This is a genomic window from Paenibacillus sp. V4I7 (assembly GCF_030817275.1).
Lineage (GTDB): Bacteria > Bacillota > Bacilli > Paenibacillales > NBRC-103111 > Paenibacillus_E.
In genome coordinates this window covers 1,222,812-1,238,748 of record NZ_JAUSZD010000002.1, presented here as the reverse complement: position 1 = coordinate 1,238,748, position 15,937 = coordinate 1,222,812, and the positions used below count along the sequence as shown (strand labels likewise).

The 15,937-nt window shown below is 42.9% G+C and carries 13 protein-coding genes, 1 pseudogene and 1 riboswitch; of the genes and pseudogenes, 1 reads left to right on the top strand and 13 read right to left on the bottom strand.

What is annotated here, in order from left to right:
• Nucleotides 1–49: 49 nt before the first annotated feature.
• From QFZ80_RS07015 to QFZ80_RS06995, 5 genes are all read right to left on the bottom strand, one after another.
• On the bottom strand, nucleotides 50–889 hold the full coding sequence (locus QFZ80_RS07015) for a carbohydrate ABC transporter permease (RefSeq protein ID WP_307547930.1): 840 nt from the start codon (nucleotides 887–889) through the stop codon (nucleotides 50–52).
• Nucleotides 886–1,785 (bottom strand): carbohydrate ABC transporter permease, encoded by a 900-nt coding sequence (locus tag QFZ80_RS07010; protein ID WP_307547932.1) that lies wholly within the window; start codon nucleotides 1,783–1,785, stop codon nucleotides 886–888. Before QFZ80_RS07010 ends, QFZ80_RS07015 begins: the two co-directional genes overlap by 4 nt.
• A 72-nt stretch (nucleotides 1,786–1,857) precedes the next feature.
• The gene (locus tag QFZ80_RS07005) at nucleotides 1,858–3,195 is read right to left on the bottom strand and encodes an extracellular solute-binding protein (RefSeq protein ID WP_307547934.1); all 1,338 of its coding nucleotides are present in this window, start codon (nucleotides 3,193–3,195) and stop codon (nucleotides 1,858–1,860) included.
• A gap of 1,105 nt (nucleotides 3,196–4,300) precedes the next feature.
• Complete coding sequence (locus QFZ80_RS07000) at nucleotides 4,301–4,891, bottom strand: TetR/AcrR family transcriptional regulator (protein ID WP_307547936.1); 591 nt, start codon at nucleotides 4,889–4,891, stop codon at nucleotides 4,301–4,303.
• Nucleotides 4,892–5,013: 122 nt separating this feature from the next.
• Nucleotides 5,014–5,835 (bottom strand): SDR family oxidoreductase, encoded by an 822-nt coding sequence (locus QFZ80_RS06995; RefSeq protein ID WP_307558029.1) that lies wholly within the window; start codon nucleotides 5,833–5,835, stop codon nucleotides 5,014–5,016.
• A 191-nt stretch (nucleotides 5,836–6,026) separates the two neighbouring features.
• On the opposite strand from QFZ80_RS06995, the pseudogene QFZ80_RS06990 reads away from it, so the two are divergent.
• Nucleotides 6,027–7,049, top strand: a pseudogene (locus QFZ80_RS06990) (IS110 family transposase).
• A gap of 258 nt (nucleotides 7,050–7,307) precedes the next feature.
• Here QFZ80_RS06990 and QFZ80_RS06985 read toward each other — a convergent pair.
• From QFZ80_RS06985 to QFZ80_RS06950, 8 genes are all read right to left on the bottom strand, one after another.
• On the bottom strand, nucleotides 7,308–7,694 hold the full coding sequence (locus QFZ80_RS06985; protein ID WP_307547940.1) for a hypothetical protein: 387 nt from the start codon (nucleotides 7,692–7,694) through the stop codon (nucleotides 7,308–7,310).
• 85 nt (nucleotides 7,695–7,779) lie between these two features.
• Nucleotides 7,780–7,919: riboswitch (cyclic di-AMP (ydaO/yuaA leader) on the bottom strand.
• Between the two features lie 81 nt (nucleotides 7,920–8,000).
• Nucleotides 8,001–8,537 (bottom strand): hypothetical protein, encoded by a 537-nt coding sequence (locus QFZ80_RS06980; RefSeq protein ID WP_307558027.1) that lies wholly within the window; start codon nucleotides 8,535–8,537, stop codon nucleotides 8,001–8,003.
• A gap of 458 nt (nucleotides 8,538–8,995) precedes the next feature.
• The gene (locus QFZ80_RS06975) at nucleotides 8,996–12,667 is read right to left on the bottom strand and encodes a glycoside hydrolase (RefSeq protein WP_307558025.1); all 3,672 of its coding nucleotides are present in this window, start codon (nucleotides 12,665–12,667) and stop codon (nucleotides 8,996–8,998) included.
• Between the two features lie 72 nt (nucleotides 12,668–12,739).
• Nucleotides 12,740–13,129 carry a hypothetical protein gene (locus QFZ80_RS06970; protein ID WP_307558023.1) on the bottom strand — a complete coding sequence of 130 codons (390 nt, stop codon included), beginning with the start codon at nucleotides 13,127–13,129 and terminating at the stop codon, nucleotides 12,740–12,742.
• Between the two features lie 393 nt (nucleotides 13,130–13,522).
• The gene (locus QFZ80_RS06965) at nucleotides 13,523–13,645 is read right to left on the bottom strand and encodes a 5' nucleotidase, NT5C type (protein ID WP_307558021.1); all 123 of its coding nucleotides are present in this window, start codon (nucleotides 13,643–13,645) and stop codon (nucleotides 13,523–13,525) included.
• A gap of 275 nt (nucleotides 13,646–13,920) precedes the next feature.
• A complete protein-coding gene (locus QFZ80_RS06960; RefSeq protein WP_307558019.1) occupies nucleotides 13,921–14,328 on the bottom strand; it encodes a carboxylesterase family protein in 408 nt (135 codons plus the stop codon).
• Between the two features lie 7 nt (nucleotides 14,329–14,335).
• A complete protein-coding gene (locus QFZ80_RS06955; RefSeq protein ID WP_307558017.1) occupies nucleotides 14,336–14,587 on the bottom strand; it encodes a hypothetical protein in 252 nt (83 codons plus the stop codon).
• A 230-nt stretch (nucleotides 14,588–14,817) separates the two neighbouring features.
• Nucleotides 14,818–15,906, bottom strand: coding sequence for a low temperature requirement protein A (locus QFZ80_RS06950; protein WP_373460376.1), 1,089 nt, complete (start codon nucleotides 15,904–15,906; stop codon nucleotides 14,818–14,820).
• Nucleotides 15,907–15,937: the final 31 nt, after the last annotated feature.

The following is a 15,937-nucleotide window of genomic DNA, read 5'->3' as shown; positions in this document are numbered from 1 at the left end:
ACTTATTTCCTATCGTTCCTCCACTTATTATAGCATGAACGCAGCGGTACTAGCCTTTAATTGCTCCCGCGACGATACTTTTCTGTACCTGCTCGCTTAAGAAGGCATACAAAATAATCGTTGGAATGGTCGCGATGACCATGCCGGCTGCGATAGGACCATACTCTGTCATATGCAGCCCCCGTAGAGAATTAATGGCAACGGTTATCGTCATGAGGTTGGTATTATTGATAAAAGTAGTCGCAAACATCAATTCATTCCATGCGGCTAGGAACGTAAAGATGGACACCGAAACGAGAGCCGGTTTTATCAAGGGCAGCATAATCCTGAAAAACACTTGATATATATTACACCCGTCAACGACACTGGCTTCTTCCAACTCCCGGGGGAGGCTCGTAAAAAATCCTACCATGATGAACATAGCTGGAGGAATGGCGTTCACAGTATAAGGGATCATCAACGCCCATGGCGTATTTAACAAATGGGTTTGCTTTAAGATGAGAAAGATAGGCAGTAAGGTAGCATGTACCGGAATCATCAGCCCGGACATAAATAAGGCAAGTACAATTTTACTAAATTTCCATTTCATCCGGGTGACGGCATACGATACCATCGACGCTAACAACCCCGAGGTGATTACCGTAATTCCGGTGTAAAATAAACTGTTCAAGAAATTCCTGCCAAGCTTGGAACCAACAAAGACGTATTTATAGTTTTCAAACATCCACTTGGAGGGCAGTCCCATTACATTGCTTCCAGTGATTTCAATATTGGTTTTGAATGAGGTTAATACTAGCCATAGCAGCGGATAAAATTGAATGATGGCAAAAACGACGAGAAAAAGTTGAAGAACAAGTTTGGTGTTAATCCATTTGCGGGTCAGTATCACTTGCCATTCTCCTCTCCTCGTACTCGAAACAACCACTGCAGCCCCATATAAATAACAAGACATTCCACCACCATAAAGACGGCCATTGCACTTCCATACCCGTACATATTTCTCTTAAAGATGGTTGTGTACATCAGCGTGCTGGGTACATCCGTCGCCGGTGCCGAGGTGCCGTTCGTCATGATAAAAGTCAAATCAAAAAATTTCAACGAGCCAATAATGGCAAAAACGATACAAACCTTGATAATTGGCGTTATTAACGGAATCACGATAGAAAACGTGGCGCGCCATCTGGACGCCCCATCGATTTTGGCTGCGTCAAACATCTCTTCGGAAATACCTTTTATGGCCGCATACATCAAAAGCATGTAATAACCAACCCACTGCCACACGGCCGGAAGCATGATACTCGATAAAGCCGTTTTATCATTCGTAAGCCAATCGTTCTTCCATCCTTCCAGTCCAATTTGCGCCAATATGGCATTCAATACACCGTAATTCGGGTTCAAAATGGATAAGAACATGAGTCCGATGACGGCGGAAGAAATCGTGACGGGGATAAAGAATAACGTCCGATAAAACTTCTCCCCTTTGATGCCTCTGGCCAGAATTAGGGCAAGAAGGAACGCGAAAGGGATTTGCAAGCCCACTGACAAAATAGCCAAATAAAACGTATTCCAAACAGAGTGAAGAAATTGCATGTCGTACGTATCGGTAAAGAATAGATCTTTATACAAAGCCAATCCCACAAATTTCCCTTTTCCGATTCCGTTCCAATCCAACATACTGTAATAAAAGGATTGAACAATCGGGATAAAACCTACTAGTATGAACAAGACTAGCGCAGGAATTACGAAGACGGCTATGGCTTTCTTATCGCCAAACACTTGTTGCATGGTTCTCCCTCCCCTAATCAAACTGGCGGAAGCTGCTTTCCGCCAATTTCTTCGATTAGATATCTTTCGTCTCTATTTGCCAGGATTTATTTTACTTTGCAGTTCTTTATTAAAGTCCTCAGGCGATACCTTTCCAGCTGTGAATTTCATCAGTGAACCGAACATAGACTCCGTATCATTACCAGACAACATCTGATCCCACCAGTAAGAGAAACCTGTCGCTTTCGCAGAGAGTTGGCCAATTTTAACAGCAAGCGGGTCTACCTTCGAGGTGTCGCCAAGATCGCCTTTCCATGCGGAGGAACCGGAACCAGCAAGGTATACTTCCTTCGCCATCGTCTCCATGAAATATTTATAAACTTCCCACACGCGATCTTTATTTTTTACATCTTTATTAATAAAGAAGGATTCTCCGGAACCGCCATGCCATTCATCGGCATTGCCTTTCCCACCTGAAATCGTCGGAAATTTCACCACTTCAACCTTCCCTTTAACCGCAGATTCTGGTGCATTGATCTGTCCGTTCACCCAAGCGCCCATGTACAAGATGGCGGCTTTGCCAGTTAAGAACATATTGATTGACTCATCATAGGAAGTCCCTAGTGGATTTTCCCCGAATGCCTTGGCGTCAATCAGCTCCTTGTACTTGCGGCTGGCGGCCTGGAATTCCAGCGTATTGAAAGATCCTGTCTTATTCAAAGCTGCATTGACTGCAGCTGTTCCCCCCATGCGGATGTCCAAAATGGAGTTCCAGAACATCGCAGGCCATCTGTCTTTTGCCCCCAGTGCGATAGGCGTAATATTTTTGGCCTTTAGAGCGTTAATGTCAGCTAACAAGTCCTCCCAAGTGGCAGGAACTTTGGCGCCTGCGGCTTGGAATAGCTCCGTATTGATATAAAGGTTCGCAGTTGCGATATTCGTCGGAAGCCCGTAAAGCTTATTGTCGAACGTGAAATTGTCCGTCGTTCCTGGGACCAGCTTGTTGATAGTTCCGTCTTTTACAAGATCCTGCATCGGTAAAATGCGATTTCCTGCAACGAATGGCTGTGCGAAGCCTCCGCCCCAAGAGAAGAAAATGTCGGGCAAGTCATTTGCTGCTGAAGCCGTCTTAATCTTCGTTTTATAGGCTTCTCCCCCGATCCCCGTATGTTCGATTTCTACATTGGGAAACTTTGCTTTCGTCGCATCCAACGCTTTGTAAAAGCCGATAAATCCGCCATCCTTGGAGTTAGGATCGGAAAACTGCGACCACATCGTGAGATTGATTTTCTCAGCAGCATTGGCCGTAGACTTTGGCGAGTTGGAATCTGCAGGTTGTTTGCTATCGCTTTTCGTACTTCCGCACGCAGCCAGTGTCACCGTTAAAACTGCAGCTAAACCCAAGCTTGTTATCTTTCTGAACATCTTCATTTTGTTTGCCTCCCCGTTATTTATAAAACCGCTTACATTTCATATCATACGATTTTCTGGCCTGTCGAAGAATGTAATCGCTTTACTAAAAGATAGAATATTTTTACTACATAGAAACATAAATCTGTACCGCCGTAAACAATCCACTCGATTATCAATAGCAAATGGTGTCGAAACAAATAAATAACTGAATAATTGAAGTAAAAAGATTCTATCATTCAGTAAAGCTCTTGGCCTCACTGAGTGCAACAGACTCCCCAACGCTCTGTTCTGCTTTAGCAAGGAGCTCTGCTGCCTTCTGAATGCCCGTGGATCCGCCAGATCGTTTCCATATATTTTCTCCATCCTGTAATAATCTCTGCCGTTGATTGACCTTTTAGATCAATTGGGGACGGAAACTCTTTGAGTGTCGCTATGGATCGCGGACAAGTCCAATCTTTAAACACCGAGGCATATAATCGACCCTGCCAAGAAGGCGCATACTCCGCATATCAAGAGTAACGACAGCAATCCTCGCATCATGAAACCATCACCTACCGTTTTCTTTTCATCATTTTTCCACACAGTTATCTTTATTAATCCCCATAGCGCAACAAAGGCCGCCGATCCATGCGCGTCGGCTGCCTTTGCGGTATTGTTGAAGTAACCCCGTTAGTTCAATCCACTTTTATTTTCAAATGACCCTTAAGAACATCCTGTTTTATAAATAAAGTCCTTACCAGTCCTCGTCAAATATGCTTCCTGAGCAACAATGCTATTCCGTCCACTGCACATGGCGCTGTTGCGTAAATCTTCCATCAGCTTAACCCCCTAGGCAGGTGTGCCTTCGATTTCGTTATATCCTCTTCAATGAGTCTCGTCGGGAATGAGATAATGTTCTTGTCATTTGGTTTTGACAAGAACATTATCCCATAAAACAAAAAAACCACGATTTACGCGGCAATTAATGAGATCATGTTCTTGTCACTCGACAAATATGATGCCGAATTGTTCTTGACTCGCTTGAAGTTGACGAGAATGACGACTATGCCCCACCCATAAAAACAGAAGCCGCCCTCAAAGGTTGTTATCGGACTTCCTTTGAGGGTGGCTTTTGGCCATCTACCTACGTTACATCTCTAAGAGTTACAGCATTCCAACACGAACGGATTGCACTACTGACGTCCTCACTGCTTAACTCAAAGATTCCCTGTAGATGGGCCTTCAACATATAAACAAATGTGCCGTAATGCATCTGCACCATCATTTTCGGATTCATCGGGATAAACAGCTTCTCCTGAATGGCTTCTTGATATAACTCGTTCATTGGCCCACACCATCCGCCGGTATAGACTTCTTGCTTTACCTCTTCGTAAATGTAAGGCGAGAACGAATACTGCTCAATAAATTGAAAGCCCTGAGGATATTGTTTACCCAATTCGATAACTCGATTCCAACCTAATTCAAACTTTTCACGAATCGTTGTGCCCTTCAGCAAGCCTCCTCGCACATACTCTCCGTTAAACGTAACAATGGCTTTGTACAATTCGTTAACGATATCTTCTTTACTTTTGAAATAATGATAAATATTCCCGGTCGATACACCAGACTCCTTGGCGATAAGCGCCATTGAGGTAGCCTGTAATTCCTTTCGGATGATGATGTTAAGTGTTGTTTCAAGGACAGCCTGCTGCACCTTGTTATAGTTCTCAAACATTAGGTTATCCCGCTCCCACCATAAGATCGAATGATCATTCTAATCTAACATACACCTCATACAATCCGTAGTCAAGATTGTCAGATCGACCTGGCGTTATGACGAAGCGTTTCATAATGGGCTTACATATAATTCTTAGCGATCGTCTCCAAATATTCTTCTATGGACACAGAATTTCTAAGCGCCATCAGATCATTGCCTGCTGTTCCGATGACAGTGCGAAATTTATTGCTCTCTCTAGTCGCCAAAGCGGCTATGGCATCCGTGATAATCTGAGGATCATCCAATGTAGAGCTGGATTCCGCATGATTCATTAAATTCTGCACTTTCGTCATCAGATTATCGTAATCATGTATGTTATCATCTCGGTTCCAAGTGATACTGTTCTTGAAATTATTTCCTGTAGAACCTCCCTGCTCGATCAATCTAAGCTCGATATTCAACGGCTTCAGTTCGTAATAAAGACCTTCCGTCAGTCCTTCCAAAGCAAATTTCGACATATTATAGAGAGATCCGAGCGGCACCGCTGTCGTGATTCCCATGAAAGAGCTAATATTGATGAACATGCCTCCGCCATTGGCTCTGAAATGTGGTATAAATTTACGAATGACATTGATCGGTCCTCGCGTATTAACGGCGAATTGCCAGTCGATCGCTTCCTCTTGGGCTAATTCCAACGAACCGTAAGTCCCCATACCTGCATTATTGATGACGACGTCGATCTTACCGAACGCGGCAATGGCTTGATCTACCGATGTTTGAACTTCATGTACATTGGTGACGTCCAGTTTGAAAATTTTGATATTATCGTAACCGGTAAGCTCCGTTTCTTTGTCGGGTGTACGCATGGTTGCAGCTACGTTCCAGCCCATTTCAGCAAACCGAATCGCCGTAAGTTTTCCCAAGCCTGAACTGGTTCCCGTAATAAAAACTGTTTTACTCATTGTTAATACCTCCAAATTATATATTGAACGTTCATTCTATTCCAATTAAATGGTTTAGATCGAATGTTCATTCTATTATGATACAAGATTCGTTTTCTGTCAAATACTTCAGTCGCACAGCGCTGCACCACAGAGGATGAAAATGGATAAAATCCGTCAATACTTCTACTACGGCTGGGTGAGGAGGGTCGATCAACTATGGTGCCTTAGAGCCTGTGGATGTTCATAAGGAATCCATTACTGCATGTACAATGACACCCGAAGGAAAGGAGATTCAAACGTTTTCTACTAAAACCGTATTTCTAATCTAGTTAATTGACTGGATTAAAAAGCATGGTTGTACCCACGTAGCTATGGAGAGTACAGGCGTATTCTGGAAGCCAATTGTTAACCTATTAGAAGCTGAAGATATTGAATTTTTAGTTGTAAACGCCCAGCATATGAAAGCTCTACCAGTGCTAGAGGGAGCAAACATCAAACTGGGCTCTGTAGTTTCAGATATTATGGGGGTCTCGTCTAAGGACATGCTTCACGCCATCGCAGACGGTGAAGAAGATCCTGAGAAACTAGCAAGCTTCGCTCGGCGCACTATGAAAAAGAAAAAAGATGAACTCGAACTCGCTCTTCGAGGTTACGTAAATCCTCATCAACGCATGATGCTTAAAACCATTTTAACCCACATTGACTTCCTCACCGAACAAATTGCGATATTAGATCAAGAGGTTGCCCAGAGAGTTATCTCAGATCAGGAAGACATAGAGCGATTAGATTCTATACCTGGAATTGCAACTCGAATGGCTGAACAAATCTTAGCTGAAATAGGAACAAACATTAAAAACCAGTTTCCAAGTGCGGCTCATTTCTGTTCTTGGGCAGCTCTCGTACCAGGACATAATGAGAGTGCAGGCAAACGGAAGTCTTCTAAGGAAAAAAAAGGAAACAAATATTTAAAATCTGCATTAACAGAAGCCGCACATTCCGTAGGTGCCTCCAAAAACTATCTTGGTGCTATGTATAGGCGAACATTAGCACGAAAAGGCAGGAAAAGAGCAGCTATTGTTGTAGCCCATGCCATGCTAAGAATCGCTTATTATCTGCTGACAAAAAAAGACATGTATGTAGACTTAGGTGAAGATTATTATGATAAGCAAAAACTTGGAGCTATTGTACGGAACTCAGTTCGAAGACTTGAAACCTTAGGCTACAACGTTTAAAAAATGAATGAGCCGCGTCTTCTTTAGTGCTGTTCTTTTTCTTCGACTGCCAGATTTTTAATTTTTATGGTAGTTTAATGAAAAAAGCAGGCTGCCTGCCTGCCTGCCGTATTTCAAGTATCGTTTTCTGTTAGTTGAATTAAGAATTAAATGTGAGTGACTTCCATAACAAACGAACAAAAAAGTTGGTTATGATGGGCTTAATGTAGAATCAGCAACCGAATAATATATAGAAGCAGCTTTATCTTTCAACGAAGCTCATATAATACTGCTTCTAATGTACTCTCTGAGGCAAGGATACGGACCACCAAAAATATGAGCCATGGTTACGATAAATTTGTGATGTTCCTCCAAAATTTTCAGGGGAATGCCGATGCGATTGGCTAGTAATTGTTGATCCGCTAATTCCCTTTCCAAACTTAGTTGGTTTAGTAAGTCATTGTTTTGTCCGACCGTTTTGCTTATTTCCAATAAAGTCTGTGTTACGACGCCTGATGGCCGATACGCCAAATTGGAAAATTCAATGTCGAACTCCTCCAACCGTAGCTTTAAGTGAAGAATCTCTTCTTGACGTTGTACAGAAATGTTTGATCTTTTCGATTGAAAAAGGTTCTTCACCTCTTTGGTTACTCTCTTAAGAAGCATGTCTAATTCCTCCTTTTTTCTCTTGTACGAAAAAAGGAAGCGAGGGAATAGAGCCCTAAAAATAAAGGACCCATTAATGTTTCTATCATTTTTTCTTTCTACGCTGACGAAGTTAGCTGACGGATTCGGGTTGAAAGTTAACCCTAACACTCAAAAAAGTGTACTCACCCCAGAAAACTTGGTTCCCCCGCTTCTTTAATCTAAAGAATTAAGCGTAGTATGATTCATTCTTATTTTATCAATTTACCCCAATACAAATTTAGAAACAATAGTAATATTTACTTATATTTTTATGTCTATTTTCAACTAATAGTTCAATTTTACTGTGGTTAACGCAGCAAGGCCACCGATCATCGGCAGTTCTAATAAAGTTTCTTCTTCCATAAATTTTTCTAATTTTTCCATATCAAGATTAAAAAAACCGCTTGCGTTGTTCGTGAATATTGCTAGGAATTTCACCAAGCCAATGGGCTGGTTAAAGTTCATCGTCTTACATAATTGACCAATTTGAATTCCTAGGTTATATGGTGAAATATTAATACCTACCTGATAAAAAAGCCTATCGAATATTTCTATTGAACCGTGGACAATCACGGTAGGACCATTATTATATTTACTCCATTCAATTTCATTCGGGATGGTCTTGTCATGCATCGTTTGGAGAGCAACACTTTTTAGTTTGCTTACATAATTATCAAATTCCATATTAGATAATAAATCTTCAAAGCGAGCAATATCATGATAATGCACTGAAAAGCATCTTTCAATTGATATCCATTCTTGAAATAACTCAGAATTTAGAATCAAAATTTGTGTTTCTGTTGGGCTTAACCCTTTTTTCAAAATCAATAGCCATTCCATCAATTTTATTTACATGGGCCCAGTCTGAATCAAATTTCTCTTGCAAAGACAAAACTCCCCTTCCAACTACCTATTTTAAAATTGGAATTTATTCAGGTGTATGCTTGAAGCTTGCCCTAAACTTTCCATACTGTATTCTCTCAAAATAGTAACCTCCTAAAATTGGGGTTCACGGGAGAATGACGTTCCCTTCTCGCGCCGATAATGAGGCGAGCCATCTCCACGAATGAATGTGAGGCGCACCAACAAGAAGATCCCCATTTTACGGGGATCTTAATTCACATATGTTTATGTCGTCGGACGCGGTCCCTTGAACTTGTTGTCGGCATCAAGAACATATTTGTTCTTGATGGTTTCAGATTTATGGTTACGTTCTTGTCCCAACTCTGGAAAAGATAAATGCCCTTGTATAGCAACACAATTTGCATTTATAGCGATTGTTACTGTTCCACCTTGATCCAGCTTATCATCGGTTTGGAACCGCCTGCCTTGACGGCTTTCACGATGAGTTCACCGTCTGTCACAAGGATGCTGTCGAACGTTTTCGCTTCCTGTTTCGAACCAATGACATAACCGGTCAGTTTCGTTTCTCCATTGATGGTCAAATTCATTATTCGATCACTTGCTTTCCACGGATCGAAGAACCCGACGGTCACATTGTAAGTGCCGTTTGGAATCTGGAAGCGGTACGCAAGCCCCTTACCGTTGTCGTTCCCATCGTATTGGCGAATCGATTCGTAAGCGGCGGTCGGACTGCTGTGTGCCCAGGTCGATCCGTCATCGGCTTCGTAACCCCACTTGATACCTGTAACGGGATCACTGCCATACGGCTGCTCTTCCAGCGTTTGAAGCGAACCGAACATCTCACCGTCCTCCAATTGGAAAGGTGTTCCGTCACCTGCGTCAACATAGAAAAGCACTTTGCTGGCGTTCCCGATTGGTGTCACCTCTATCGGCTCTGACGCCGCCTCCTCTCCGCCTCGCTTAGCGATAACCGCAAACGAATAGGTGACGCCATTTTCCAATCCCGTTACGATCGTAGAACCCGGATTGGCCAATTTTTCTACGGATCCGGACTCGTTCCCAGTTGAGGGTGTGTACCTGATCACATACGAATCCGTGCCATCAACTTCGCTATATTGCAGCGCTACCTGCCGATCGCCTTCCTTCACCTGGTAGATTTCCGGCTTAGACTTAAAGTTATCAGTCTCACGAGCGATTTTTAAGTAGGAGAATTCCGCGTCAGCCCAACTGTGAAGACCAGCACGACCACTCGTGTAAACCGTGTCCATCAGGTCAAATACCCGATTCCCGTCGATAAAGGCCTGAATACGTTTCCCGTTCAGTCGAACCTCTAGTTGATAAAGCTCACCCAGCTTCGCAGTGAATGGAGCGGAAGCAGCCAAATTTTGACCGTCTCTGCGAATGAACAGCGCGCCGTTTTCGAAGCCGAACATGTATCCTTTCGCGTAGCTATTTCCGCGGAAAGCGATGCCCCAATCGGCTCCTGCCGTCGATTGTTTGGCAATCGCCGTAATTGTGCCATCGATCAGCTGCAATCCATTGACGCCGAGTTCCCCCTGGTTATCTCCTCCTGAAGCATGCTTCAAAAGGCCGTCTTTCATGAGCCAATTGCTAAGATCCTGTTGGTAGAGTGTCATGTCCATGTTCTCAAAATCGTCTTCTAAGCGAACATCCTCATCTTTCGGTGTCACCATCGTTTCCGTGAAACCAGCACCATTACCGCCTTTACCGATGGAGGACACACGAACGGCAACTGGCGATCCATTGGTTAAGCCATCCAATTCAATAGAGTTTTTATTGGTAGAAATGATCTGCGAGCCAGAAACAACCTGAACGTTGTAGCTGGTGGCACCTTCTACCGGAGTGAATTCAAGGTGCGCTTTGTTATCGCCCGGAATGGCAATGATTTTGCTAGGAGCCGGCACATCGGGCTTCACTTGAAATTGGGCCGATGAAGGACTGACATCCTGGCCGTCCACCGCTTCCACGACCCCGTAATAAGTTGTGCCGTTTACGAGCCCATCGACTTGAATCGTCCCGTTCGGCGTCCCGCTTACCACTTCTTTATCGTAATGGCCAAGCTGCGTTCCATATCGAACGCGATATGAGGGAACGCCTGTTTCAATGTCATAGATTGCCTTAAAGCCGCCGTCTGAACCCGTTGCCTTGACACCTATTGGGGCCAGCAGCTCCGGGGTGCCGTAAACCCGCTTCGAAGGCGGACCGAACCCGTTCTTGTTGCCGGCTCGGATGGTGACAAAATAGGGTTTGCCATTTTCCAAACCTTGAAGGACGAACGCATCATCGGACATCAGCGTCAACTTCTGTTCCCGGATATCGCTTTGCGCCCCGTATCTCACTTCATATTCATACGCGCCTTTCGGGGCGCTGAATTCGATTTTCAGCCCTTTATTCATAGGCTTTACGTTAACAATCTCTGGAGCTTCAGGCTTCTTGTCCTTAACCAGATCTCCGTTCAGCGTCACGACAGAACGGGCGGGAATGACAGTTTCGAACGTTCCATCCGTCTGAATCGGCGCATCCTGCCCTCGAGCAAGATCCCGGATGCCTGATGTGATATACGACTTCATAACAGAAATGGCGTCTTTCTCATCGAGCCCGCTTAATGAAAGCTTGATTCGTTTATCCTCCTGGCTGTCGTTGACGAAGACAGCCGTTACTGTTTTCTCTCCGTCATGCTTGTAAGCAGAACCTAGCAGCCCGCTCCGCGCTTGCTCATCCAACCCCGTAAGCGCGATGCGATCGGCGCCAGGACGAATAAATTTGCTGTAATTGCCGAGCGCCCACAAGATTTTCGAAGTCAGGATGTTTTGCTCGTCCCCGGCATTGTTGAAATCGGTATAGATTAAGCCATCTTTATAATCTTCCTTGGAGACTGCCGTCCACCACTGCCATGCTGACGCATTCGCCCACGCCAGGTCGAAATGAATCGTACGGGCAACGTAAAGAGCGGGATCGATACCCAAGTCGCGACCCGATCCGTATGAACCGAGAATGCAATATTCGCTCATCCAATATTTGGCGGCCGCATCATATTTTTTCAGGTTAGCACCCAGCAGCTCCCTAAGCGTACCGAGACGGTCGTCGCCTGGTTTACTATAATCGGACCAATAGGAATGTGATGCGATTTTATTGCCGATCGCTTCCTTTAGCTCCGGGTCACCGAGCAGGTCCTTGATATATTCGCGGTATTTGCCGACTCCCAGACTATTGGCGCCGCCTGTGTATTGTTCTTTATTCGCGAATGTCTTATATACTTCGTCGTCGAGCAGCGCAGTGATCTCCACGCCGTCTGGCGCGCTGATTTGCGCTGAAAGCCCTCTGGCCTGAAGCTGCCGGAACAACTCGAGAATGACGCGCTTTATATCCTCATTATTATAGCGGTTTCCTTCCTGTCCGGCTTTGTTCCAATCCCAAGTCGGCTCGTTAATCGGGCTAATATACTTAAATTCAAGTCCTTCCTTTTTAAAATGCTCCAACACGTCGCTTAAATAGGCGGCAAATTCGTCTTCATAACCCTCCTTCAAATTGGTGGAACCTACGGTTGAATCCGGCTGAGCGTGACCGTTTTTTGTCATCCAGACCGGCGGACTATTGACAAAGGCGATCAGGTCACCGACGCCTCGATCCTTGGCAGCCTTTAGAAACCATTGCTGTCCCGCTTGCTTGCCCCAATCATAGCCGCCATCCATATCCGATTTGAACGCTTCCGCTCGCCGCCATGGATTCGTAATAATGGATTTGTCCGTTTCCGTGGAGCCTGCACCGATGTTGAAGCGCCAAGATGACAGTCCGATCCCTTTCTCTCTGGAAAAAAGAAGATCCGCAACGCGTGTTTTATTTTCATCCGTCCAGTACTTTCCAAGCTGTTCCATCGACCACGCATCGGATGCACCGAAGTTATCGATCTTCTGATACTTAGCCGATGCATCGATGGAAACAAAGGCGTCTATCGGCAGGCTTACTTCTGTTGCCGTACTGGCGGTCGAAGAACCACCATACAGACCGAAACAACAAGTACTGGTGAGAAGTGTGGCAGTGAATTTCTTCAAAAGTTTACTTTTCAAACGCTTTACCCCTTTACGTTAAATTGGTCTTTTGCCATTTAGTGAGCGCTTTCACTTTGTTATGTACTCTGCCTAGGGGAAGGAAAGCGGATTGCCCCAATTATTAGTCACATTCGTAAATCCGAAGTTCGTCCCTGAAGCTTGCAGATAAGGTCCCAGCATTTTTGCACCGGCAGATAACAATCTGCGAAGCAGAAAATGCGAACGATTCGTTTCCGTGACAAGTAACGGATACCCGCACCGGGCTAATTCCTCCCTATAAAAGAGTACTTTCTCTTCAAAGAACGGATCACGGGCATTTGGATAAAAGTTGCACGTTGGCACCACATCTTCAAAGAACCCTGAAGCCTCAAGCAATCCCCCTTGACCTACACATGCTATTAGAGGTACAGAAATACCATGCTGGACCGCCATATCACGTAAAGCGGAGATATAGCCTTTGGGATCAGAGGACAATTGCAATGGTTAGCCTCCCCAAAATCCATGTACGCTTTCGTTATGAAACCCATTTCATTAGCTGGTCATCTAAAACTTTCTACCATTGAAGTTAGTATAAATTATTTTAAAGGCGCTTACATTGCAGGAAACATCTAAATTTATAACAAAACTTCGAAGTTTTCTGACAATCGGCATTAAAAAAAGCTATGAATTCTATCTGAATTCATAGCTTTTTCCCTTCAATAATTTACTGATTTCTTATACATTTCACAGAACTATCTGACAAAAAAGCTCTTAATTAACTCTCACATCTGAATTCTTTAACCGTTAAGATGCAATGGAATCGATTGTATCCTATTCATCGCTAAGGCTCCTGCGCTACAGTTTTCGTTAGTTAGACCTCTAACAACTATTTACTTAGTTTAGAAAATAGTTCTTTACTTCTTGCCAATTATTTACTCTGACATGCCCCGTTTCATTAAGATTATGTGGAACTGTGAATAAGATCCCCTGACCAAAAAACCGTTCGAAGTGTCGCACATTATCATCAACTTTTCATGATCCTATGTCACTCCTTAGAAAACTTTCGTTATATTATACACTAATTCTCTTCACTAATCTCCGTTACTTATTGAAAAAGGAGCAACATCGTGGCAAGCTTCTCCACTAAGTTCCCCGTTAGCCGTTACTTTAATTTCATATCTCTTCTCAGGCACAGCCTTTTTTAAAAATTCATTTGGCTAGGCCTAATTTATTATTGTCTTTTTGAGGTTTTTCGCGGATTTAATTTTCATGGGGAGTTAAATCACCAAAGATTATATTTTTCTTTTTTGATTCAACAACCAAGTATATAGTTCTGCATTATTGAATGTTTCGTGCATTACTCGGTGATCATGCTTTAGTCCAGAATAATAAGTAAATTTTACATTCCCAGCAATACTTATCAAAGCCTTAACCATATCCTTTGTTCCTGAAACTGGGACAATATCGTCGTCTTCACAATGAAAAGCCCATATAGGTACATCTTTTAGTAACATAGCCTTCTCTGAATCGAACCACCCTGAAATTGGAACTGCAGCAGAGAATATCTCAGACGATCTTGAAGCGAAATCCCATGTACCGTTTCCACCCATGCTAAATCCAGTAACATATATTCTGTCAGAATCAATTCGGTAATTTGTTATTATTTCATTAACCAAGGCTATGATCGAATGATATTCCAATGCCCAATTAGAATTGGAGGGACATTGTGGAGTGAACTACAATAAAAGGGAAGTCTTGTTTGCTTTCTGCAATCCAAGTAAGCCCGTAACCATCTAACATACGAATATCCTCTCCACGTTTTTTAACACCGTGGAGGAACAAAATTAAAGGATAATCGTTGTCTGTTTTTGATTTATAATCATATGGTAAAAATAATTGATATTTTACACTCACATTTTGATGAGTTCCTTTGTGAAATGCATAATTTTCAACTGACATTTTATAACCCCCTCTAATGATAAATTGGAAGAATTATACTCCCATCTCAAAATGGAGTCAATAGAATTGTTTAACATTACTGCCCGTTCCTCGGTTTTAAGGAATAGGCCACTGGATTTATCACCGGCAGCCTGCAGCTCACGAGTCCTTGCTTTTTCTTTCACATCAACCTTTCTCATGTCTGCCATCCTTTCTTCATCTATATAATTTTTGGAAAAGTCCCAAAAAACTCAAGTCGTTAATTTTGCGTATACGATAAAAAATACCATCATCTCTCCGATGATTGCATAATTAGGTACATGAAAAAACAAGTCCAACGCCATAAAACATCCAATTATCCCTAATAATATCACCAAATGATAGTGCTTCAGGCGTAGGTGTTTGTGTCTGTATCGGTGAAAAACCAGTGATGTAGAAAAAAAATAAAGCAGTACGGATCCAAAAATAAAACCCAACATGAATAGATAATTAAGTTGTTCCTTAAATAACAATTGGATCGAGGCAGCTATCATACTCATGGATAAATAAATGAAAAGATGTCCGTAGATAATAGTTTGACCTGCAGTTTGTATTTCTTTGCTCACTTTCCTTTCAATATTATCGAAATATTGCCACCACATAGCAATAACTAATATACATGTAAATGTGGCAAACAAAATGGATGCCAAGGTCCAATCACTTGACTGCAAAACAGCAAGTATACTGATCACAGATTCACCAAGAAGAATAAGTGTAAACAATGCAAAGCGTTCCAATAAGTGATGGGTATGTATGGGTGTTTTTACCAGGTACCGCCGGCCGATTAGCGGCAGCAAAATATCTACAACAATTCCCGCATACAGAATCGCGTAACGGATCCATGAATCGAAGAAAAACGAGCAAGAGGATATCAATATTCCAATCCAAAAGCGAGTCCCCAAGTATAGAGCGGTCTTTTGTTGATGTGTGCCTGTTGCTTTGTGTACCGTAAGATATTGAATAGCTGTCAGTGCTCTCGAACCAATATAGCCTACAAAGAAGGGAATATAAAAGAGATCAAAATTAACGGATAGGCTTGCTGTCATAATTAAAACAAAGAATAGTTGTAGGAACATGAATATCCTTTGAGTAACGATATCTTGGCCAAAACGATTATTAAAGAGAGTTTGTCCTACCCACGCCCACCAGATTGGAATGAAGATTAAAACAAATTTGGTTAAGTATTCAATGGAAATAGTCCCATGATCGGCATGCAGCAAGACGTGGTTCGCTTTTGATACTGCTGCTACAAAAAGTAGATCATAAAAAAGCTCCAACCAGGTTACTTTTTTCTCAACCAACATTTCACCCCCCCTTTATTTGACTTCAGGT